20 protein-coding genes are annotated in these 21,979 nt (G+C 74.2%); 10 read left to right on the top strand and 10 right to left on the bottom strand.

The window, feature by feature from the left end:
- Window positions 1-36: 36 nt before the first annotated feature.
- Window positions 37-1,428, top strand: coding sequence for an ATP-binding protein (locus tag CHC05_RS12460; RefSeq protein ID WP_089248628.1), 1,392 nt, complete (start codon window positions 37-39; stop codon window positions 1,426-1,428).
- Here the strand turns inward: CHC05_RS12460 and CHC05_RS41435 are convergent.
- Window positions 1,374-3,431 carry a tetratricopeptide repeat protein gene (locus CHC05_RS41435; protein WP_179266151.1) on the bottom strand — a complete coding sequence of 686 codons (2,058 nt, stop codon included), beginning with the start codon at window positions 3,429-3,431 and terminating at the stop codon, window positions 1,374-1,376. The two genes, CHC05_RS12460 and CHC05_RS41435, sit on opposite strands and share 55 nt — an antisense overlap.
- A gap of 126 nt (window positions 3,432-3,557) precedes the next feature.
- Complete coding sequence (locus CHC05_RS12450) at window positions 3,558-4,016, bottom strand: MarR family winged helix-turn-helix transcriptional regulator (RefSeq protein WP_089248065.1); 459 nt, start codon at window positions 4,014-4,016, stop codon at window positions 3,558-3,560.
- A gap of 57 nt (window positions 4,017-4,073) precedes the next feature.
- On the opposite strand from CHC05_RS12450, the gene CHC05_RS12445 reads away from it, so the two are divergent.
- Both CHC05_RS12445 and CHC05_RS12440 read left to right on the top strand, forming a co-directional pair.
- Complete coding sequence (locus tag CHC05_RS12445; RefSeq protein WP_089248063.1) at window positions 4,074-4,592, top strand: VOC family protein; 519 nt, start codon at window positions 4,074-4,076, stop codon at window positions 4,590-4,592.
- Between the two features lie 25 nt (window positions 4,593-4,617).
- Window positions 4,618-5,514, top strand: a complete 897-nt coding sequence (locus tag CHC05_RS12440) for a hypothetical protein (protein WP_089248061.1) — start codon at window positions 4,618-4,620, stop codon at window positions 5,512-5,514.
- Here the strand turns inward: CHC05_RS12440 and CHC05_RS12435 are convergent.
- Together CHC05_RS12435 and CHC05_RS12430 are read right to left on the bottom strand one after the other, a co-directional pair.
- Complete coding sequence (locus tag CHC05_RS12435) at window positions 5,495-5,992, bottom strand: potassium channel family protein (protein ID WP_089248058.1); 498 nt, start codon at window positions 5,990-5,992, stop codon at window positions 5,495-5,497. The two genes, CHC05_RS12440 and CHC05_RS12435, sit on opposite strands and share 20 nt — an antisense overlap.
- A gap of 78 nt (window positions 5,993-6,070) precedes the next feature.
- Window positions 6,071-6,244 carry a DUF4236 domain-containing protein gene (locus CHC05_RS12430; protein WP_089248056.1) on the bottom strand — a complete coding sequence of 58 codons (174 nt, stop codon included), beginning with the start codon at window positions 6,242-6,244 and terminating at the stop codon, window positions 6,071-6,073.
- Window positions 6,245-6,345: 101 nt separating this feature from the next.
- Between CHC05_RS12430 and CHC05_RS41430 the strand changes: the two genes are divergently transcribed.
- From CHC05_RS41430 to CHC05_RS12395, 7 genes are all read left to right on the top strand, one after another.
- Complete coding sequence (locus CHC05_RS41430) at window positions 6,346-6,585, top strand: hypothetical protein (RefSeq protein WP_179266150.1); 240 nt, start codon at window positions 6,346-6,348, stop codon at window positions 6,583-6,585.
- A 58-nt stretch (window positions 6,586-6,643) separates the two neighbouring features.
- Window positions 6,644-7,675, top strand: coding sequence for a PQQ-dependent sugar dehydrogenase (locus CHC05_RS12420; RefSeq protein WP_089248052.1), 1,032 nt, complete (start codon window positions 6,644-6,646; stop codon window positions 7,673-7,675).
- Between the two features lie 58 nt (window positions 7,676-7,733).
- Complete coding sequence (locus CHC05_RS12415) at window positions 7,734-8,627, top strand: alpha/beta hydrolase family protein (protein ID WP_089248050.1); 894 nt, start codon at window positions 7,734-7,736, stop codon at window positions 8,625-8,627.
- A gap of 126 nt (window positions 8,628-8,753) precedes the next feature.
- Window positions 8,754-11,318: a helix-turn-helix transcriptional regulator gene (locus CHC05_RS12410; RefSeq protein WP_245870801.1), complete on the top strand. Its 2,565-nt coding sequence runs from the start codon at window positions 8,754-8,756 to the stop codon at window positions 11,316-11,318.
- 13 nt (window positions 11,319-11,331) lie between these two features.
- Window positions 11,332-12,171 (top strand): class I SAM-dependent methyltransferase, encoded by an 840-nt coding sequence (locus CHC05_RS12405; protein WP_089248046.1) that lies wholly within the window; start codon window positions 11,332-11,334, stop codon window positions 12,169-12,171.
- A 26-nt stretch (window positions 12,172-12,197) separates the two neighbouring features.
- Window positions 12,198-13,325 (top strand): FAD-dependent monooxygenase, encoded by a 1,128-nt coding sequence (locus tag CHC05_RS12400; RefSeq protein WP_089248044.1) that lies wholly within the window; start codon window positions 12,198-12,200, stop codon window positions 13,323-13,325.
- 9 nt (window positions 13,326-13,334) lie between these two features.
- On the top strand, window positions 13,335-13,682 hold the full coding sequence (locus CHC05_RS12395; RefSeq protein WP_089248042.1) for a TraR/DksA family transcriptional regulator: 348 nt from the start codon (window positions 13,335-13,337) through the stop codon (window positions 13,680-13,682).
- A 3-nt stretch (window positions 13,683-13,685) separates the two neighbouring features.
- Here the strand turns inward: CHC05_RS12395 and CHC05_RS12390 are convergent, their stop codons facing one another.
- From CHC05_RS12390 to CHC05_RS12365, 6 genes are all read right to left on the bottom strand, one after another.
- The gene (locus tag CHC05_RS12390) at window positions 13,686-14,318 is read right to left on the bottom strand and encodes a hypothetical protein (RefSeq protein ID WP_144022563.1); all 633 of its coding nucleotides are present in this window, start codon (window positions 14,316-14,318) and stop codon (window positions 13,686-13,688) included.
- Window positions 14,319-14,531: 213 nt separating this feature from the next.
- Complete coding sequence (gene atpF / locus CHC05_RS12385; protein WP_179266149.1) at window positions 14,532-15,014, bottom strand: F0F1 ATP synthase subunit B; 483 nt, start codon at window positions 15,012-15,014, stop codon at window positions 14,532-14,534.
- A 52-nt stretch (window positions 15,015-15,066) separates the two neighbouring features.
- Window positions 15,067-16,998 (bottom strand): penicillin acylase family protein, encoded by a 1,932-nt coding sequence (locus CHC05_RS12380; RefSeq protein ID WP_089248036.1) that lies wholly within the window; start codon window positions 16,996-16,998, stop codon window positions 15,067-15,069.
- Window positions 16,995-19,223 carry a GNAT family N-acetyltransferase gene (locus CHC05_RS12375; RefSeq protein WP_089248034.1) on the bottom strand — a complete coding sequence of 743 codons (2,229 nt, stop codon included), beginning with the start codon at window positions 19,221-19,223 and terminating at the stop codon, window positions 16,995-16,997. The genes CHC05_RS12380 and CHC05_RS12375 overlap by 4 nt, the downstream gene beginning before the upstream one ends.
- Window positions 19,220-20,503 carry a lysine N(6)-hydroxylase/L-ornithine N(5)-oxygenase family protein gene (locus tag CHC05_RS12370; RefSeq protein ID WP_089248032.1) on the bottom strand — a complete coding sequence of 428 codons (1,284 nt, stop codon included), beginning with the start codon at window positions 20,501-20,503 and terminating at the stop codon, window positions 19,220-19,222. Before CHC05_RS12370 ends, CHC05_RS12375 begins: the two co-directional genes overlap by 4 nt.
- Window positions 20,503-21,957, bottom strand: coding sequence for a pyridoxal phosphate-dependent decarboxylase family protein (locus CHC05_RS12365; protein ID WP_425426735.1), 1,455 nt, complete (start codon window positions 21,955-21,957; stop codon window positions 20,503-20,505). The genes CHC05_RS12370 and CHC05_RS12365 overlap by 1 nt, the downstream gene beginning before the upstream one ends.
- Between the last annotated feature and the right edge of the window lie 22 nt (window positions 21,958-21,979).

Genomic DNA, 21,979 nt, shown 5'->3' with positions numbered 1-21,979 from the left:
CGGGTCTGGCGCCGGCTCAGCCTGCGCGGCCGGCTGATGGTGGTCGGCGTCTCCGGCCTGGTCGCGGGGCTGCTGGTGGGCGGCGTGCTGCTGGTCACCGTGCTCGGCAGCACCCTGCACCGGGGCGCGGAGGACGCCGCGACCAGGACGGCCGCCTCGTTGGCCGAGCTGATCGCCGCCGACTCGCTGCCCGATCCGCTGCCGGTCACGGGCGACGACGTACGCGCCCAGGTGATCGACGGCCAGGGTCGCGTGGTCGCCGCGTCCCTGGGTGCCGACCGGCTCGTGCCCTTCCTCTACCCGGGCGAGCGGCCGCCGCGCGGCAGCGACGAGCCGCACAGCGTCTACATCGACGGGCAGCGGATCGGGGTCACGGGCCCGGTGCAGGTGGTCGCGGTGGAGGCCGGCACGCCCGCCGAGCCGCGCACCGTGCTGGTCGCGAAGTCCCTCGGCGACCTGGTCCGCGCCGTCGACCTGCTCAAGCACTCGCTGCTGATCGCGTACCCCCTGCTGGTGGTGTTGCTCGCGGCGATCGCCTGGCGGGTGATCGGGGCGACGCTGCGCCCCGTCGAGACGCTGCGGGCCGGCGCGCAAGCGATCACCGACGGCGCCCGGGCCGACCGGCTGCCGTTGCCGGCGTCCCGGGACGAGATCCACCGGCTGGCCGTGACGCTCAACGGCATGCTCGCCCGGCTCGAAGGCGCGCGGGCCCGGCAGCGGGCGTTCGTGGCCGACGCCGCGCACGAGCTGCGCTCGCCGCTGACCAACCTGCGCACCGAGCTCGAGGTGGCGCAGCGGCTCGGCGAGGCGCCCGACACCGAGGACCTGCTGGCCGACGTGCGCCGGCTCGGCGGCCTGGTCGACGACCTGCTGCTGCTGGCCCGCTCCGACGACCTGGCCGGCCGCCCCGACCCGGTGACCGGCCCCGTGGACGTGGTTGCGCTGCTCGCCGGCATCGCCGCCCGCTATCCCGCGAGGGTCACCCTGCGGCCGGTCGCCGGAGCGCCGTGGACGGTCGGTGACGAGGCCGCGCTCGACCGGGTGGTGGCCAACCTGGTCGACAACGCGGTCCGGCACGCCCGGTCGCGGGTCGAGCTCGCCGCCACGCTGGCCGGCGACCAGGTGGAGATCACGGTGACCGACGACGGCCCCGGCATCCCGGAGGCCGACCGCGAGCGGGTGTTCGACCGGTTCACCCGGCTCGACGACGCGCGGGCCCGGGACGCCGGCGGAGCGGGGCTCGGGCTGTCGATCGTGCGCGAGCTGGTCGCCCGGCACGGCGGCACGGTCACCCTCGACGACGCGGCGCCGGGCCTCGTGGCCACCGTGCGGCTGCCGGCGGCGGCGATCGCCGAGGCCGGGCCGGAAACCCCTCAGCCGCGGTCGGTGCAGACGGGCTTGGCCCGGCCGACCACGCCGGCCGGATAGTTCACGCCCACGACGAAGCAGTAGTCGCTGGTCGGGTCGAGCCCGTAGACGACGAAGTTGTCGCTGCCGGCGGGCAGTTGCTCGATCGGGCGCGCCTGCTGGCCCGTGCGGCCCGCTGACACCACGACCGTCCCATCGGCGCCGACCGGGTATTTCCAGCGCAGCGTCACCTGGTCGGTGCCGTCGTCCAGGGCGACACCGCTCGGCGGGGTGCCCGGACGGGCGGTCGGCGACGCGGTGGTCGGCGGCGGCGCCGTGCTGGTGGCCGGCGCGCTTCGGGCCGTGGTCGGCTGGGCAACCGAGCCGGTGCCCGTGCCGTCGCGGTCGATCAGCGCGAACCCGGCGATCACCGCGACGGCGCCGAGCACGACGACCAGCAGGCCGGCGACCACCAGCGGGGTCACCCGGCGCCTGGGCCGCCTGTCGGGGACGGCCAGCCCGGACAGGCGGCGCTCCGGTAGGCGTGCCGCGCGGCGCTCGGCCTCTTCGCCGGCCTCGAGCTGACGGGGGTAGGTCGGATCCGCTTCCGGCAGGAGAGCCGCACCAGGATCGGTGCCCCAGGCTGCCCGGTCCCAGTTCTGGTTCGGCTCGGGCTCCGGTGGCTCCTCCGACTCCGCCGAGGGCTGCGCCCAGCGCTCGTCGTCGTGTCGCCGCGCCGCCCAGGCCTCGTCGTCCGGTCGGGCGTACCACCCCGTGCCGTCGTCCCAGCCCTCCCCGCCCGGGTCGTCCCAGGTCTCGCTGCTGGTGCTGTCCCAGCTCTCCTGCCGGCGCCAGACCTCGTCGCCGGGCGTCGGCTCCCGCTGGCGGGCCCATTCCGACCGGGCCTGGTCGCTGGCGTGCTGGGCCCACCCGGTGCGGTTGCCCGGCTGCGCCTCGTCGGGCCACAGCGGGCGCTCCGGGGCGCGCTGCGCGGGCGGCGACCAGGCCTCCGGCGGCGGTTCGGTGTCCGGGGGATAGGTCTCTGTGGCGTACGCGTCGCGCAGATCGGAGCCGGGCGCGAAGCGGTCCGGCACCTCGTCGTCGGCCGCGTGCCGTGGCCCGACCGGCCCGGCGTCGTCGCCGTCCAGGGCGGAGCCGCTGCCGAAGCCGTCGCTCAGGGTCGGCGTGACCGGGGCCGGGGCCACGGGTGGCGGGGCGACCGGGGTCGGCGCCACCGGCGGCGGGGTCATCGGCTGCGGGACGACCGGCGGGATGTGCTCGGGCACCGGCGTGAACGGGCGGGCGTAGCCGGTGCCGGCGGGGGAGATCGGCGAGCGGGGCGGGGGCGGCCCCGAGCCCGCCGTGGCGACGCGCTCGCTGTCTTCGACCGCGCAGACGTGGTTGGGATCCGCCGCCGCCCGGGCCAACGCGGCGACCTGGGCGATCAGCGGGTGGTCGGGCGGCAGGTGGGTGCGGCACAGCTCCTGGGCGAGCGCGAGGTGCGCGTGGGAGGCGTCGAGCCGCCCGCAGTCGCGCTCCATCGCGCCGAGCTTGGCCAGCATGCGGATGCCCGCCGGCCGGTCGTCGCCGTAGACCTCGCGATGCATCTCCCAGGCGTCTTCGAGCCGGGCGCGGGCGGCGGCGCAGTCGCCCCGGGCGTATTCGACGGTGGCCAGGTCGGCGTGGACGGCCAGCACGCGCGCGGACTCGGGACCCTCGGCGGCGGACAGCTCCAGGATCACGTCGTGGTAGAGCCGGGCCGCCCGCTCGTGCGCGTGGACCCGGTGCAGCACCGCGGCGAACGTGGTGGCGGTGTCGACGGTGCGCGGGTCGTGCGCGCCGTAGAGCCGGGTGGTCGCCGAGTAGGCGTAGGACGCCCAGCCCCGGGCGCCGTGCGCCTCACCGAGCGAGAGCAGCACCTTGGCCTGCAGCGCGGCGGCCAGGGCGAGCTCGTCGGTCGCGGTCGACGGGGACGGGTCGGCCGTGGCGAGGGCGCTGCCGAGCAGCTCTTCCGCGCCGGCGAGGTCACCGGCGTGGATCCGGTCCTGCGCCCGCGTGGTGAGGTCACCGAGGCCGATGGACATCGCCTCATCGTGCTTGTCCGGCGACGTTCTGTACAAGAGCCAGTTGGCCGAGATATTGACCGGACCCTACGTGACCTGGGGTTGCGCCGGTCGAAGTCGTCCGTTCGTGCGCATGGCGCACGTCCCTTATGTGCGCTGCTCCTTGAGCCCGCCGATGATCGCGTCGCTGATCCGGCGCAGCTCGCCGACCTGGCTCGGAGTCAGCTGGTCGAACAGATGGCCGCGTACGCCTTCGACGTGCCCTGGTGCCGCCTCGGTGAGCCGGCGCATCCCCTCGTCGGTGAGCACGGCGAGCTGGCCGCGGCGGTCGGTGGGGCAGTCCTGGCGGCGCACCCAGCCGGACTCCTCGAGCCGGGCCACCGCGTGCGAGAGCCGGCTGCGGGACGACCCGCAGGCGTCGGCGAGCTCGCTCATCCGCATGTTGTGCTCGGGTGCCTCGGAGAGCCGGACCAGGATCTCGTAGTAGGCGTGCGGCATGCCGGCCTCGTGCTGCAGCTCGCGGTCGAGGGCGTCCATCAGGGCCCGGGTCGCACCGAGGAACGCACGCCAGGTCGCCTGCTCCTGGTCGTCCAACCATCGCGTCATGGTGACATCATACGCGCTTAGTTGAACACTCAACTAAACCGCGCTACCGTGGAGCGCATGGGCATCCACCGACTCAACCACGCGGTCCTCTTCGTCAGTGACCTGGCGCGCAGCGTCGCTTTCTACCAGGACGTGCTCGGCTTCACGAAGGTCGCGATGACGCCCGACGGGTTCGCCGGCGCCGCGTTCCTCCAGGCGAAGGACTCGACCAACGACCACGACCTCGGGCTGTTCGAGGTCGCCGGGGCCGGGCCGTCGCCGGCCGGGCGGGCCACCGTCGGCCTCTACCACCTCGCCTGGGAGGTGGACACGCTCGACGAGCTCTCGGCGACCGCCGAGCGGCTGTCCGCCGCGGGCGCCCTCGTCGGCTCTTCCGACCACGGCAGCACCAAGTCGCTCTACGGCCGGGACCCGGACGGGCTCGAGTTCGAGATCGTCTGGCTGATCCCGGCCGACAAGCTCGACGACGCCGCCCTGGACGCGCGCCGGCGGATCGGCCGGCTCGACCTGGCGGCGGAGAAGGCGCGCTACGGCGGCCAGACGCGAGGCGGTGTCGGGATCTCCGTTCCCGCCTGAGGTCTTTTCCGCCAGAATTGAGGGCATGGGCGGGCCGATCGACGACGTCGTGCGCGAGATCCTCGTGCGCCAGCTCGACGCCTGGGGCCCGGCCGCGCTGCACCGGTCCAAGCGGGCCACCTTCGCGCAGGCCTACGGCGGCCCGCCGGACGGCCTGCCCGAGGCGGCGCTGCGGGTCTTCGACGAGTTCACCGACCTGCTGCGCGGGCGCCGGCTGACCGCGCCGGTGATCGCGCCGAGCCCCGACCGGGCCGCCCTCGACGCGGTCTACCAGGAGCTCGACCGACCGTCCGGGCTGGACATCCACGCCGTCGACGGCGGCGTCGACACGCTGCCGGCGGTGCTTACCGCCGCGTCGGCGGCCGGCGCGCCGCTGCTCGCCTTCCTCGACGCCGCGACCGGCCCGCCGTCCGCGGCGACGCTCGCGGCGGTCGCCCGGGGCAAGCCGGGCGAGCTGCTGCTGGTGCTGCCAGCGGGTTTCCGCGAGCACCGCGCCCTGCTCGGTGCCGCCGGTTTCCCGCTGGTCGCCGACGTCGAGCTGGTCGCCCGCGACGGCAGTGCCCGGCTGGTCGCGTTCGCCACCGGGTCCGGCAAGAGCCTCGACGCGTTCAAGGACGCGATGTGGGCGGTGGATGAATACGCGGGCGTCCGCTACCGCGACCCGCACGACCCGGAAGGGCACCTGCTCGACATATCCGAGCGGCCGCACCCGGGCCCGCTGCGCCGCGAGCTGCTGGCCCACCTGGCCGAGGTGGGCCGGGCGACGGTCACCGACCTGCGGGTGTTCACCGTGACCGACACCGTCTACCGCGCGGGCGACGCCAACCGGGTGCTGACCGCGCTGCTCAGCGCCGGCCAGGTGACCCGCGAGCCGCCGGCCGGTCGGCTCGGCGGCGACGTGGTCATTTCTGCTTCCGGCTAGCCCGTACGCGGGCGGTGGCCTGGTTGATCAGCAGCGACGCGCCCGTGGCCAGCACCACGATGTTGAACACCATCTGGAAGATGACCAGGATCCGGGCTCCCTGGCCGGACGCGTGGATGTCGCCGAAGCCGACGGTGAACAACGTGCTCAGCGCGAAATAGAGTCCGTCGGTGCGCGTCGAGAGGCCCTGGAACTGCGTGGGCAGCGAGATCGCCACCACGTAGTCGGCGAGCGCGAACGCGATCGCGCCGGCGACCAACGCGACGGCCAGTCCTTCCAGGGGCAGTTGGTCGCTGCGCAGCCGGCGCCTGATCTGCCAGACCACCAGGGCGATCGCCCCGGCCACGAAGACCAGCGCGGCCAGCGAGCGCACCACCAGGCGCCAGCCGCTGTCGCCCGCCTCGACGGGCACGATGTAGTAGAGCGCGACGAGCAGCACCACCGACGCGCTCACCCGGAACCAGGCCGCGCCGTTCATATCGGACAATCTACTCAGGGCAGACGCGCTCGTGGCGCCCTTCCGCTTTATCGGAAGAGCGCCACCAGGGGGAGTGGGTTAGCTCTTGTCCTGCTTCCAGGACAGCGGCCCCGGCAGGTCGACGCGGTGCGCGCGTGCCCGGGAGTTCCACGACCAGCGACCGATCTTGATGCTCCAGGAGCTGAAGCCGTTCTCCGTGAAGTTCAGGATGATCGGGCCGATCTTCTTCCGCTTGCGGAACATCAGACCCATGATCGAGCACTCCTTCGTCTCGGCCCACGGCGTCCGGTGCGCGCCGGGGTCGAGCAGAAATGTGCCCAGTCGGCCAGTTCGCGAAACCGGCTCAGCCGCGCATGACGGCGGCCCGGGACGCCCAGGACATGATGGAGCGTTCCGAGGCGGCCGAGAGCAGCGACAACGCGCTGGCCCACGAGCCGATCGACAACGCCGAGAAGGCGCTGCCGATGGAACCGATGCTGCAGACGGACCCGATCGAACCGATCGAAAGGACCGAGCCCTTCGAGCCGATGCTGAGTACGGAGTCCTGCGAGCGGATGCAGAGCATGGTGGCTCTCCCTTCCTCGCCCTCGTAGTGCCCCGTCCGCGCGGCGCTATTCTCGAACGGTGAGCCGGGCTCGGATCGCGTTGACCATGGTCACCGTCGTCGCCCTCGTCGTGGCCGCCCTCGGTGGCGTCGCGGCCTGGCGGGGCTGGTTCAGCGAGCCGTCGGTCCCGTCCGCACCGGACGCGGCGCCGGCCGCCGTGACGGACGTGGTCACCGATCTGCGGGCGCCGTGGGGCCTGGCCTTCCAGCGGGACGGGTCGGCGCTGGTCACCGAGCGCGACACCGCCCGGATTCTCACCGTCCAGGGCAACAGCGCCCGTGAGTTGACGGTGGTCGACGAGGCCGAACCCGCGGGTGAGGGCGGCCTGCTCGGCATCGCGACCGCTGGCGACTGGGTCTACGTGTACTACACCGCGGCCGACGACAACCGCATCGCGCGCTTCCACCCGGACCGGCCCGACACCCGGGAGACGGTGTTCACCGGCATCCCCAAGGCCGGCAACCACAACGGCGGCCGGATCGCGTTCGGGCCGGACGGCATGCTCTACGTCGGCACCGGCGACGCGGGGAACCGCGACGCGGCGCAGGACCGGGCCAGCCTGGGCGGCAAGATCTTGCGGCTGACGCCCGACGGCGCGCCGGCACCCGGCAACCCCTTCGGGGCCACTCCGGTCTACAGCTACGGCCACCGCAACGTCCAGGGCCTCGCCTGGGACACGAGCGGGGCGATGTTCGCGTCGGAGTTCGGCCAGAACACCTACGACGAGCTCAACCGGATCGAGCCGGGCCGCAACTACGGCTGGCCCGAGGCCGAGGGTGACTCGACCGACCCGGCGTTCACCAACCCCGTCGCCACCTGGCGCACGAGCGACGCGTCGCCGAGCGGCATCGCGGTCGGGCCGGACGGCCGGGTGTGGATGGCCTGCCTGCGCGGTGAGCGGCTCTACACGGTCGGCACCGACGGCGCTGGGGCGCAGGCGCTGCTGCGCGGCGAGCACGGCCGGCTCCGGCACGTCGCGGCCGCTCCAGACGGGTCGATGTGGGTTCTCACCTCCAACCACGACGGGCGGGGTGACCCGGCGCCGGGCGACGACCGGATTCTGCGCCTCACCCTCTGACACCGGCGATTTCGCCGATGCGCGTCCGCGTGGCCGCGCCAAACACTGGTCAGCGTCGATGTCCCCCGACGGACCAGGAGCCCCCCACGTGAAGACAGCCCTCCGCCTGCTCGCGACGACCGCCGCGGCCGTGCTCGCCGTCGGTGTCGCGGGCGTGCCCAATGCCCTCGCCGCCGACAACCCGTACGAGCGCGGCCCCGCGCCGACCACCTCGATCCTGGACGCCACGCGCGGCCCGTACGCCACCTCGTCGACCACCGTCTCCTCGCTGGTCAGCGGCTTCGGTGGCGGTGTCATCTACTACCCGACGACCACCAGCGACGGTACGTTCGGCGCGATCGCCCTCTCGCCCGGCTACACCGCCGCGTGGTCGAGCATCAGCTGGCTCGGCCCGCGGATCGCCTCGCACGGCTTCGTGGTCATCGGCATCGAGACCAACAGCCGCTTCGACCAGCCCGCCAGCCGCGGTCGGCAGTTGCTCGCCGCGCTGGACTACCTGGTCAACAGCAGCTCTGTGCGCACCCGGGTGGACGCCACGCGCCTCGCCGTAGGCGGGCACTCGATGGGTGGCGGCGGCACGCTCGAAGCCGCCTCGGACCGGCCGTCCCTGCAGGCCGCGATCCCGCTCGCACCGTGGAACACCGACAAGAGCTGGTCGGAACTGCGGGTGCCGACGCTGATCATCGGTGGCGAGAGCGACTCGGTCGCGCCGGTGTCGTCCCACTCGATCCCGTTCTACAACAGCATCCCGGCCTCGGCGGAGAAGGCGTACCTGGAGCTCAACAACGCCAGCCACTTCTTCCCGCAGAGCACCAACACGCCGACGGGCCGGCAGATGGTCGCCTGGCTCAAGCGGTTCGTCGACAACGACACCCGCTACGAGCAGTTCCTCTGCCCCGGCCCGACCGGCAGCGCGATCGAGGAGTACCGCAACACCTGCCCCAGCAGCTGACCGAACGCGACTGACAAAGGCGCCCGTCGATCGACGGGCGTCTTTGTTGCCAGGAGCTTTCGGATAGGTGACACTGGATACATGCTTGTTGCACCGGCAGTGCATGTTCCTGACGGAACAGGGCCTGTGCTGCGTGGCCGGGCGCGGGAGCTGGCCGCGATCAGCCGGCTGCTGTGGCGGGTGGCGCGGGGTTCCGGCGGCGTGCTGCTGATCGAGGGTGACCCGGGTTCCGGCCGCAGCGCCCTGCTCGCCCACGCGACGCGGCAGGCGCCCGGGTTCGTCCGGCTGCGCGTCCAGGGGCTGCTCGGCGAGGCGGACCTGCCCTACGCGGCGCTGCACCGGCTGCCCGTGCCCCCGCCGGTGCGACCGCGGACCGCCGAGCAGCGGCTGCGGCTGTGCACCCGGGTGCTCGAGGCGGTTGTCGCCCGCAGCCGCGGCCGGCCGGTGCTCTGCGTGGTCGACGACGTCGAGCGGATCGACCCGCCCTCGCTGGAGGTGCTCGCGTTCCTCGCGCGGCGGGCGCCGGACCATCGGATAGCCGTGCTGTTCGCCGGCACCGCCGGGCCACCGCTGGACGGCACCGCGCTGCGGCTCGCCCCGTTGGACGACACCACGGCGACCGACGTGTTGGCCGACCACGGTGTGCGCGGAGAGCTCGCCGAGGTGCTGGTCGACCTGGCCGGCGGCAACCCGGCCGCGCTGCACGACCTCGCCCGGGCGCTGACGCCGGCGCAACGGCGCGGTGCCGACCCGCCGCCGGAGTCGCTGCCCGTCGACGGCGCGCTGGGCCGGGCGTACCGGACCCGGTTGCGCGCCCTGTCCCCGGCGACCCGGCGCGCGCTGCTGCTGGTCGCCCTCGACGACGGCCTGGATCCCGCCCTTCTGGCCCGGCTGGCCGGTGGTGCCCTCGCCGCGGCCGAACGCGCGGGGCTGGTCCGCGGCGCCGGGTTCGCGCACCCGGCGGCCCGCGCGGCCGTGCGGGCCGAGTCCACGCTGGCCGAACGGCAGCGCGCGCACCGCACGCTGGCCCGGCTGCTGACCGGCGAGACCAACCGCCTGCGCCGGCTGCTTCACCTGGCCGCCGCGACCCCTCCGCCCGACGCGGGGCTGGCCGACGAGATCGAGCGCGCGGCGGCGTCCGTCGTGGACTGTCCGGTCGGCGCGGTGGCGCTGGAACGGGCGGCGGAGCTCACCCCGGACGCCGGTCCCGCCTCGGCCCGCCGGGTGGCGGCGGCCCGGTACGCCTGGCTCGGCGGCGACCCGGTCCGGGCCCGCCGACTGCTGGCCCGCGCCGGGGCGACCGGGTCCCTGCTCGCCGGCGAGATCGCGTTGCGGGGCGGCGCGCCGGGCGAGGCGCTGGAGCTGCTGATCGCCGCCGCCGACGACCTGGCTCCGGGGCAGCCGGAGCAGGCCTGGCGCGCGCTGGTGCTGGCCGGCGAGGCGGTGTGCCTGCACGGTGACCACGCCCGCTACCGGGAGGTGCTGCGCCGGGCGGCCCAGCTCCGCCGCGCGGGCCGGGTCGACCCGGTGCGCTCCGCCCAGGTGGCCGGGCTCGCCGCGGCCCTGCGCGGTGACCACGAGCGGGCCCGTCCCGCGCTGCGCTCGGTGCTCGAACTGTCCACCTCGGACCCGGAGGTGCTCGTCTCCGCGGCGTCGGCCGGCCTCCTGCTCGGCGACGACGCGGCCGCGCACCGCAGCCTGGAACGCGCGGCCGAGCTGGCCCGCTCCAACGGCGCGATCGCGCTGCTGCCACGGGCGCTGGAGCTGCGCACGTTCGTCGAATACTGGATGGGCGCCTACCCGGCCGCGGCGGCCAGCGCGCGGGAAGGACTCGACGTGGCCCGGGCCTGCGGCCAGCGGGCCGCCGCCGGCAACCTGATCGGCCTGCTGGCGCTGTTGGCCGCGCTGCGCGGCGACGGACCGGAGTGCATGCGCTGGATGCGGGAGCTGCGCTCGGGCTCGCCCGCCGGCCGCCCGCGCGCGCTGGTGCAGTGGGCCCTGGCCGTGCTCGACCTGGTCGCCGGCCGCGCGTCGGACGCCCTGGGCCGGCTGGTCACGATGGCCGACCCGGCGTCCGGCAGCGGCACCCTGCTGATCCAGATGACCGCGGCGCCGTACCTCGTCGAGGCGGCGGCCGCGGCCGGCGAACCGGAGGCCGGCCGGGACGCGGCGGCGGTGTTCGGGCGGTGGGCGGCCGCGACCGGCGACCCGACCCGGCGCGCCCTCGCCGCCCGCTGCCGGGCCCTGCTCGCGCCGCGCGGTGGTGAGGTCGCGCTCGCGGAGTTCGCCCACGCACTGCGGCTGCACCCGGTCGACGGCGGCGACTTCGAACGGGCCCGCACGGAGCTGTTGCTGGGTCGCGACCTGCGCCGGGCCCGGCATCCCCGGGACGCCCGGCCGCACCTGCACCGCGCCGCGGAGGGCTTCGCGCTCGTCGACATGCCGGTCTGGGCCGCGCAGGCGACGGCCGAGCTCCGCGCCGCGGGTGAGGCGTCGGACCAGCCGGCGCCGCCCGGGCTGTCGCTGACCGCACAGCAGCAGCGGATCGCCCAACTCGTCGCGAGCGGCGCGACCAATCGCGAGGTCGCGGCCCAGCTCTTCCTCTCCACCCGGACCGTCGACCATCACCTGCGCAACATCTTCAGCCGGCTCGGTGTCCGCTCGCGGACCGAACTGGCCAACACACTGTGATATTCATCGACGCGTGGCTCTGGTGCGGGTGGAGACGACGGCGGTCGCGGTCGCGCTGATGCGGGCGCTGGAGAGCGATGTGCCGGCCGGGCACCGACTCTTCGACGACCCCGTCTCCGGGCGGCTGCTCACGGGTCTGCCGGGGCTGGTCGCCCGGCACCGGTCGGCCCGGGTCGCGCTCGGCCGGCTGGCGGAGACGGCGATGCCCGGGATACGCGGCACGGCGGTCTGCCGCACCCGGGTGGTCGACGACTGGTGCCGGGACGCCCTGGCCGCCGGCGCGCGCCAGGTCGTGGTCGTCGGGGCGGGTCTGGACAGCCGTCCCTATCGGATCGCCGAGTTCGCCGCCGCCCGCGTCTGGGAGCTCGACCTGCCAGGCACGCAGGCGCGCAAGCGCGCGGCGCTCGCGCTCCTGCCTGCCACGACGAACATCCGCTACCTCCCCGCCGACGTCACCACCGACCCGCTCGACGCGCTGCTCGCCGCCGACGGTTTCGACGCGTCCGCCCCCACGCTGGTGGTCTTCGAGGCCGTCGCGCAGTACCTGCCGGCCCCGGCGGTGGCGCCAACGCTGGAGTGGGCCGGCTCCCTCGCCCCGGGCAGCCGGCTGGTGCTGACCTATCTGCCCGAGCGGGTGTGGCGGCAGCGCGCCCGGGCGTCCCGGCGCTACGGCTGGCTGAGCGCCTACGACCCGGCCCGGCTCGGCGCCGTGCTCGCCGGGCACGGGCTGACGCTGCTCCAGGACGTCGGTGTCGAGGACTATCCCGACCGCTATCCCCAGCTACGCGGCCGCCGGCTCGCCCTACGCGAGATCGAGCGGGTAGCGGTGGCTGAGGTGGCAGCATCGGTCTAGGAATGTCGACGAGGGACGAGGGATCCATGGCGACGGCGGTCGTGGTCGGTGCGGGGATTGGTGGGCTCAGTGCGGCCATCGGGCTGCGCAACCGTGGCTGGGAGGTCACCGTTCTGGAGCGGGCCGCGCGGATCGCCCCGGTCGGCTCCGGGCTCACCCTGCTGGCCAACGGCATGCGCGGGCTCGACGCGCTCGGGGTGGGCGACGCGGTGCGGGCCGAGGGGCAGGTCGAGGCGTCCGGGGGCCTGCGCACCCCGGACGGCCGCTGGCTGAGCCAGATCGACGGCGCGGACCTGGTGCGGGTGCTCGGCACGTCGGCGGTCGGCATCCACCGCGCCACCCTGCACCGGGTGCTGCTCGACGCCCTGCCGGCCGGCACGGTGGTCACGGGTGCCGAGGTGCACGACGTGCGACCCGGCCCGCCGCCCCGGGTCGACGGTCGCGCGGCCGACCTCGTGGTCGCCGCCGACGGCATCGACAGCGCGGTCCGCCGGCAGCTGTGGCCCACCGTCCCGTCGCCGGCCTACGCGGGCACGACCGCCTGGCGCGGGGTGACGGCCGAGCCGTGGCGGGGCCCGCTGGTCGTGGCGATCACCTGGGGGCCGGGCGCCGAGTTCGGCATGGTCCCACTCGGCGACGGCCGGGTCTACTGGTTCGGTGGGGTCAACGCGCCTCGCGACACCCGGTATGACGACGAGCTCGCCGAGGTTCGCGCCCGGTTCGGTGACTGGCACGACCCGATCCCGGCGCTGATGGCGGCGACCGACACCGTCCGGCGCGACGACCTGCGCTACCTGCGCACCCCCGTACCGTCCTATGTGCAGGGTGGGGTGGCGCTGCTCGGTGATGCCGCGCACGCGATGACGCCCAACCTGGGTCAGGGCGCCAACCAGGCGATCGAGGACGCGGTCGTGTTGGCCGCCTACTGCGACCCGGCCGGTGACCTCGGTGCGGGGTTGGCCGCCTACGACCAGGCGCGGCGGCCGAGGTCGCAGGAGGTGGCGCGGGCGGCGTACCAGATGGGTCGGTTCGGTCAGCAGTTGCACAACCCGGTGGCGGTCGCGCTGCGCAACGCGGTGATCCGGCTCACCCCGCCCAAGGCCGGCCTGCGCTCGATGACCCGCTTCGCGGCGTGGACCCCGCCGACGACGTAGCGTTGGTCGATGAGCGACGACGTGGGGGAGCGGCTGCGGGCCGAGCGCCGCGGCACGGTCGCGCAGATCGAGACGCTCAGCCGGGTGGTCGAGGGGATCGTCACGGCGCAGACAGGGACGGCGACCGACGACGAGCACGACCCTGAGGGCCAGACGATCGCGTACGAGCGCGCGCAGGCGGGAGCCATGCTGCAGCGCGCCCGTGACCGGCTGGCGGCGATCGACGCGGCGTTGGCCCGGGTCGACGACGCCAGCTACGGCCGTTGCGAGCGCTGCGGCGAGCCGATCGACCCCGAGCGCCTGGCCGTCCTGCCGGCGGCGCGCACCTGCGTGGGCTGCGCCGCCGGAAGGCGGTGAAGGTCAGGCTTCGCGGACGACCGAGAGCTGGCTGAGCATCTGCGTCTCGCCGCCGACGTTGGCCGGCTGCTCGACGCCGAGCGCCCGGAGCTGACCCTGCATGAACGCGACGAGCTGCGCGCGATATTCGCGGTCGAACTGCTGAAGCGACTCGATCTCCTGCTGCAACGCCTCACGCTGCGGCTGGAGGCTGCCGACCTGCTCCTCGTAGCGGCGCTGGGCGTCCTGCTCGAGCGCGTCGGCGGCGTCCTGCGCGTCCTGCCCGACCTGCTCGGCCGTCGCGTGGGCCTCGGAGACCATCCGCTCCGCCGCATCGGTGGCGTCGGTGACGACCTGCTCGGCGGTGGCCTGCGCCTCGTTGAGCACGCGCTCGCCCTCGGTGCGGACGTCGTCGGCGTGCGCGGCCGCTTCGCGGGCGGACTGCTCGGCCGACGCGCGCGCGTCGGAGAGCACCTTGTCGGCCTGCCGGCGCATCTCGTCGGAGTAGCCCTGCGCCTCGCGGGCGACCTGGTCGGCGGCCCGGCGGGCCTCCGCGAGGAGCTGCTCGGACTGGCGCTGGGCGGCCGCGATGTGCTCGTCGGCAGTGCGCTGGGCAAGGGTCAGCACGGAGAGTGCTTGGTGAGAGTTGGGTTCCACGAGCGCCTCACTGGGGGTGGGCTCGACCATATGGTGGCCATTGTCCGGAGTCGTCCCGCCGAACAACCCTTTTACGCGGCCTTTAACCCGGTTGTCGGTCACCGGTCGACCTCCGTCCTTGAGCGGCCCGGTCGGCCGGACGCTACCAGGCCCGGCGCCCTTTGTTCGAGGGGGAAGGGCACAGGAACCACCCTTGACCAGGTGCGTTCGCCCTTAATGTCCACGATGAGCTGAGTGAATGGGGCCCGGTTCGTGGACGATCCGGTCAGCGAGCTCGGCGGCCAACCGGTCAATGTCGGGAAGTAGACCACGGTGGACCGCCGCACGTTCGGCCGCGAGCTGCTCCCGGCCGGCGGCGACGATCGCCTCGGCCTCGGCGCGGGCGGCGGCGAGCGCCTCCGCGCGGATCTGCTCGGCCTCGGCCCGCGCCCGTTCGCGGATCAGCGCGGCCTCGGCGCGTCCCTCGGCCAGCTTCGCGCGATAGCTGTCGCGGAGCCGCTCGGCTTCGCTCCTGGCGGCCTCGGCCCGAGCGAGGCCGCCGTCGATCGCGTCGGCGCGGGCCTCGAACGTGCGCTCCATGCGGGGGAACACGACCTTCATCAGCACGAGCGCGAGCAGACCGAACGCGACCAGACCGATCAGCACCTCGGGCAGGACTGGCGTGATGGGGCGAAGCGGGCTATCGCTGGCGAGCATCGCACGACCTCCGAGCCGGGACATCGAATTTATCTCATGTCCATCGCGCCCGTCAGCCCGCGACCGGGACGAGCTCGCCGGCGGCCCACAGCGGGAGCTGGTCGGCGTAATGCGGATCACCCGGTCGGCCGCTCGCGCCGAACGGCACGATCCACCGGCTGGCGGACCGGTCGCCCAGGTCCCAGACCCAGCGGGCGACCGGCCCGCGCCAGCACGCGTCGGACACCCCTGGCACGCTGGAGGTGGCCAGCACGCAGTCGGTGTCGCCGTCGAGGCCGACCGTCGGCGCGCCGTCCGGCACCGCCTGGATCGGTGCCAGCACGTGCGTGGCGCCCCACGCCCGCGCCGGTTCGGCGGCGGTGTCCTCGAGCGCGGCCGCCGCCAGCGGACCGCACACGGCCGGGCCGAGCCCGGCGACCACGCTCTCCAGCGCGATGCCGATCCGGCCCAGCGGGTCGGTCCACGGCGCGAACAGCTCGTCGTACGCGGACGGCCCGCGCAGCGCCGCCAGCGCCGGATGGTCGTGCAGCCGCCGGACCAGCGCGGAGCGCCACCGGGCATAGCTGCCGGCGGCCACACTGGACGCCGCCATCCGCCCGTCCCAGGACAGCAACCGGTCGCGCAGGTCCGCCGCGGGACCGGTGACCTCGGCCGCGGCCAGCAGGTCCCGCGACACCGGCACCTGGGTGTCGGTGTGGATCGACCCGGCCGGAGTGCCCGTGGAGACCAGCTCGCGGATCCGCCGGGCCCGGTGCGGCGGCGCGAAGTCGACACCGAGCGGTGCGACCGCCGGCCGCCGGTCGTTGGCGTGCACGGCGACGCCGGCCACCGGCTCCGAAGGCATCCGCGCGTAGCCCTGCCACGCGTACCGAGACTCCCAGGCCGGCACCGGCTCCCGCCGGCAGCGCTCGTCGCGCACCGGGACCAGCCCGGCGACGAGCTCGCAGACGTCGCCGGTGGTATCGGCGACCAGCACACTGTTGACCGGCTCGACCCAGCACCGCAGCGCGTCGACCACGTCGCCCGTGGACCGCGCCCGCAGCAGCGGCAGCAGCGCGTCGAAGCCGAGCGCGGCCTCGACCCGGCTCGGCGTGCGCAGGCTGAGCGCCTCGCCGGTGCGCCGGTCGACGTCGACCACCGGCCCGCGCGCGGTCTCGACCACCTCGACGGGCTCGGTCGCGCCGTCCCGGACCGCGATGTGCTCGACGTGGACGGCCACCGGCTCCCAGCCGGCCGGGCCCCGCGCCGACACCGTGCCGCCATCGCGGCGCAGATCCTCGCGGTAGAGATCCTGGTAGTCGGCCATCGCGTTGGTGATGCCCCAGGCGACCCCGCCGGCATGCCCGAAGTGCGGCACGCCGGGCACGCCCGGGAAGGCCAGCCCGATCACGTCGAACTCGGGGCAGGCCAGCCCGACCTGCTGGTAGACGCCGGGCAGCTCGAGCAGCCGGTGCGGGTCGCCGGCGAGCACCGCGGGCGGCCCGGCCACCGCCCAGGCGTTGCTGCCCGAGCCGGCCGTGGCGAACAGCTCGGTATCGCCGAGGGCCGCCGCGAGGTCGGCCCGCCACAGCTTGTGCGGGAACGTGCCGAACAGCGCGTGCTGCACGAGGAAGACGCCCAGCGGCGTCCACGGCCGCCAGCGGTCCGGCCGGTGACCGGTGGCGGCGAACTCCGGGGCGTCCACGGATCGCAGCGCTGCGTTGACGCCGTCCACGTAGGCCGCCACCCACCGGCGGGTCGCCGGGGCCAGCCGGGCGAAGCACCGTCGTGCGGTGTCGTCCAGCCGGACCCGGCGCGCGAACCGGTCCCAGGGCAGCTCCGCCGGGCCGAGCACGGCGGCCAGCCGGCCCTCCGAGCGCAGCCGTTCCACCTCGATCTGCCAGGCCCGGTCGGTCGCGGTGACCCGGCCCTGGAGGAACGCGAGCTGGTCGGCGTCGTCGGCCCAGAGGTGCGGGATGCCCCAGTCGTCGCGGCGGACCTTCACCGGGCGGCGATCGGGTTGGCCAGCGAGCCGGCGTAGATCAGCGACCCGGCCTGGTCGGTGAGGTCGACCATCTGGAGCGTGTTGCGCAACTGCAGCCGGTTGAGGCACGAGTGGTCGAACTCCGGCCGCGCCAGCGCCAGCCGCCCACGTAGGTCCGGGTGGTCGGCGGCGTGCTCCTCGACGCAGTCGGCGACCAGCGCCCAGAACCGGTCCCAGGGCAGCACCCCGTCGCCGTCGAGGATGCCCGCGAGGTGCCGCAGGAAACCGTCGAACACGTCGGTGTGCAGCGCCAGCGCCTTGACGTCGTCGGACACGTCGATCCGGATCCGCTCGATCTCCGGCGGCAGCGGCCGGTCGACGCTCATCACCGCGACCTCCTCGCCGATGTCCTTCATGAACACCCGGGTCGGCACGTGCCCGTCGAGCACGAGGATCAGGTTCTCGCCGTGCGGCATGAACGCCAGGTCGTGCCGGAGGATGCAGTGCACCACCGGGCGCACGTACGCGCGCAGGTAGGTCCTGACCCAGCTCTCGGCCGGCAGCCCCGAGGCCGCGACCAGCTCGGCGACCAGGGAACGGCCGGCCCGGTCGCGGTGCAGCAGGCTGGCCATCGTGGCCAGGCGCTCGCCGGCCGCCACCCGCGGCACCGGGCTCTCCCGCCAGAGCGCGGCGAGCATCCGCTGGTGCACCGAGGGGAAACCGCTGCGGTGGTACGCGTCCCCGGTGTAACCCACCGACGCCAGCTCGCGCAGCACGCTGAAACCGCACTCCCGCAGGGTCTCGTCGGCCTCGACGACGCCGGCCACCCAGTCGTTGATCGGCGGGGTCGCGCGCATGTAGCCGGGGGAGAGGCCGCGCAGGAAGCCCATGTTCTGGATGGCCAGCGCGGTCTTCACGTAGTGCCGGTCGGGCCGGTCGGTGTTGAAGAAGGTCCGGATCGACTGCTGTGTTCGGTAGCGGTCCGGCCCGGCGCCCAACGGCACGATCGCGCGGCGCGCCACGTCGGGCGCGAACGTCACGGCGTGCTTGTGCTCCCACTGCCAGGGATGGGCCGGCAGGTAGCGGTAGTCGGCGGGGTCCAGGCCGAGCGCGCGCAGCCGAGCGGCGAACCGGTCCAGCGTCTCCGAGCCGAGCTCGTCCGCGTAGAGCTCGTCCTCGGTCACCCCGGCGCCGGCGGTGAACGCGCTCTCGGACCGCAGCACCGCCAGCCAGACCAGCCGGACCGGTTGGCCCGCCTCGGGGGCGTACGCCTCGTGGTCGGCGAGTCCGAACCCGATCCGCCCGTTGTTGGCGACGAAGCCGGGGTGCCCCTCGGTCATCGCGGTCTCGATCGACTGGAAGTCAGCGTGCACCAGCGCGGCGGCGTCGTGCCGCTCGTGGTGGTGCTTCCAGGCCGCGCCGGCCAGGGTCGCGGCGATCTCCTCCAGGTACGTGCCGACCAGCCGGTCCGGGATGCCGAGGGTGCCGGCCAGCCCGGCGACGAACGCCATCGCGTCCAGCGGTCCCTCGATCGAGTCCGGGTCGACCACCCAGTGCTCCAGCGGGTAGCGCCGGGCGCGGAAGCGATGCTCGCCCAGGACCCACCCGTCGCCGTCGGGCTCGGGCGTGAGGATCCGCTCGTGGCTGAACTCGGCGATCGCCTTGGCGATCAGCCGCCGGTGGGCGACGGCCATCGTCTCCGGTGTCAGGTGCGCGGGCGGTTCCGGCGCGGTCAGCGTGTACGCGTCGCGCGTGCAGAAGCTGAGGTTGGCCACCTTGTCGGCGAGCTGGACGCGGCGCTGGACCACGAAACCGACCTCGGCGTTCTTGCGGGCGATGGCGTCGTTCCGCTCGTCGGGCTCGACCACGACCCGGTGGGCGTGCGGGTCGGCGAAGACGAACTCCATGACGGCCCGCATCACGCCCGACGTGAGCCCGTGGCGGACGGTCCCGTCCGGCGGGGCGACCAGCACGTGCATCCCGACGTCGCCCGCGGCGACCGCGTAGTGCGCGGCGAGCTCGCTGTGCGCCGGGTCGTACGTCTCGGCCAGGAAGAGGGGCTCGCCGTCGAGGCGGCCGAGCCAGGCGTGGTGGTGCGGGTCGGCGGCGATCTCGGCGTACGCCTTGTGCACGGTCTCCACCGAGGCGCCCTGCATTCCCCAGTAGACCGACCTCGGGTGGGTGACCCAGGCGTGCAGCAGGTCCGCGTGCGCGTCGAGGTCGAGCGGTTCGAGAGTGAACGTCACGGTGCCACCTCCGCGAGCGCCGGTGCCGGCGCGCCGAACTCCTGGAACGCGATGCGCTCCTCGATCGGGTAGACCTCGCGCCCGGTGAGGGCACGGATGATGACCGAGTTGCGGTAGGCGCCCATGCCGAGGTCGGGCGCGGTCAGGCTGTGCGTGTGCTCCTCGGCGTTCTGCACGAAGATCTCGTTTCCGGTGCGGTCGACCGCATAGTCGAGGGAGACGTCGTAGCGGCCGCGCTCGTCCCAGCGGATCCGGTCGCGCACGGGCTCCAGGAAGCCCGGCACCCGGGGCGCGTAGCCGGTGGCGAGCACCAGACCCTGCGTTTCGGCGGTGAACGAGCGGTCCTGCTCGACGTGGTGCAGGTCGAGGGTGTAGCGGTCGCCGTCGTAGCGGGCCGCGGTGACCTCGACACCGCTGCGCAGCGTCGTCGGCACCGGGCTGCGCAGGCCCAGCTCGTACAGCGTGTCGAAGATGGTGTCGACCAGGTCGCCGCTGATCCCCTTGTAGAGGTTGCGCTGTTCGCGGGCGAGCCGGTCGCGGGTCGCGGCGGGCAGCGCGTGGTGGTAGCGGATGTACTCGGGCGACGTCAGCTCCAGCGTCAGCTTGGTGTATTCCATGGGGAAGAACCGCGGCGAGCGGGTGAGCCAGGTCAGGTGGTAACCCCGCTCCTTGGCCTCCGGTAGCAGGTCCAGGTAGATCTCGGCGGCGCTCTGTCCACTCCCGACGATCGTGATCGAGTCGAGCTGCTGCAGCCGGCGCTTGGCGGGCAGGTAGTCGGCGCTGTGCACGACCGGCAGGTCGCGCAGGGCGGGCGGGACGTGTGGCGCGGTGCCGATGCCCAGCACGAGCTTGCGGGCCAGCACCGTCTCGACCGCGCCGGCGGAGAGGACCCGCAGGGCGTACACGCTGCCGTCGTGGTCGATGCGCTCCACCCGGCTGCCGAAACGGATGGGGAGCTGCGCGGCCGCCCACCGGCAGTAGTCGTTGTACTCCGCGCGCAACGGGTAGAAGCTCTCCCGGATGTAGAAGCGGTAGAGCCGCCCCGTCCGCTTGAGGTAGTTGAGGAACGAGAAGCGCGAGGTCGGGTCGGCCAGCGTGACCAGGTCGGCCACGAACGGCACCTGGATCGTCGCGCCCGGGATCATCAGGCCCGGATGCCAGTCGAAACCGGCGCGCTGCTCGAAGAAGACACCGTCCACATCAGAGAGATCGGCGGTCAGCGCGGCCAGGCCCAGGTTGAACGGGCCGACGCCGACGGCGGCGAAGTCGTGGATCCGCATCAGACCACCGCCGTCGCGAGCCGGGTGTCGTCCTCGGCGAGCAGCGCCCAGCCGGTCTCGCGCACCAGGTCGAGCACCGCCCGCAGGTGCTCGGTCGTGGTCATCGGGTTGAGCAGCGTGAACTTGAGCCAGTGGCGGCCGTCGCGGGTGGTGCCGGCCACGATCGCCTCGCCGCTCGCGAACAGCCGCGCCCGCAGCCGCGGGGTGAGCTCGTCGCAGGCGTCGTCGTCGAGCCAGGCCGGCCGGTAGCGGAACAGCACCGTGCTCAGCGTCGGCTCCGCGGCGACCTCGAAGTCGGGATCCTCGGTCAGCAGCCGGTGCGCGTCCTCGGCCAGGTCGACGACCCGGTCGAACATCGAGCCGAGCTGCTCGGCGCCGACCGTGCGCAGGGTCATCCAGAGCTTGAGCGCGTCGAACCGGCGGGTCGTCTGCAGGCTCTTGTCGACCTGGTTGGGCACGGTCGCCGTGCGCGGGTTCAGGTAGTCGGCGTGGTGGGCCATCCGGCGCATCGCGTTGGCGTGGCGCACGATGATCGCGCTGGAGCTGATCGGCTGGAAGAAGCTCTTGTGGAAGTCGACGGTGACGGAGTCGGCCCGTTCGATGCCGTCGAGCAGGTGCCGGCGGCGGGTCGAGACCAGCAGACCGCAGCCGTACGCGGCGTCGACGTGCAGCCAGACGCCCCGGCGGGCGCAGCTCTCGGCGATCTCGGCGATCGGGTCGACGCAGCCGAGATCGGTGGTGCCGGCGGTGGCGACCACGGCGATCGGCACGAGCCCGTACGCGGCCAGGTCGTCCAGGGTGCGGGCCAGCGCGGCCGGGTCCATCCGCCCGCCGGCGTCGGTGGCGACGGCGACGACGGCCGCCCGGCCGAGACCGAGCAGGATCGCCGCCTGGGTGACGCTGAAGTGGGTCTCGGCGGTGGCCAGGATGCGCATCCGGGACAGGTCGGTCGCCGGGCTGGCCTCGCGGGCGAGCAGCAACCCGTGCAGGTTGGACTGCGTGCCGCCGCTGGTGAACACCCCGTCGGCGTCCGGGCCGAAGCCGATCCGGCCGGCGGCCCAGTCGACCAGGCGGCGCTCGATCAGCGTGCCGGTCGTGCTCTGGTCGTAGGTGTCGACGGACGAGTTGACCGCCGCCAGCAGCACTTCGGCGCTGAGCGCGGGCAGGGCGACCGGGCAGTTGAGGTGGGCGACGTAGCCGGGCTCGTGGAACCAGATCGCGTTGTCGAGGTAGAGCTTGGCGACCTCGTCGAGGGCGGCGTCGGTGTCGCCGAGCGGCCGGTCGAGGTCGACGGCGTCGACCATCCCCTGCAGGTCGGTCAGGCTCGCGCCCGAGTAGGGGCGGCGCACGGTGCGTACCCGGTCCGCCACGGCGGCCGCGGCCCGCGCGACGTCCTGCTGGAACGCCGACACAGTGGACCGACCGAACAGGTGTGGAGATGACCCCTCCAACACGACCTCCCTTTAGGTTAGCCTT

The organism is Asanoa hainanensis, assembly GCF_900188485.1.
Lineage (GTDB): Bacteria > Actinomycetota > Actinomycetes > Mycobacteriales > Micromonosporaceae > Asanoa > Asanoa hainanensis.
The sequence above is the reverse complement of the archived record's forward strand: the minus strand, read 5'-3'. Positions and strand labels throughout refer to the sequence as shown.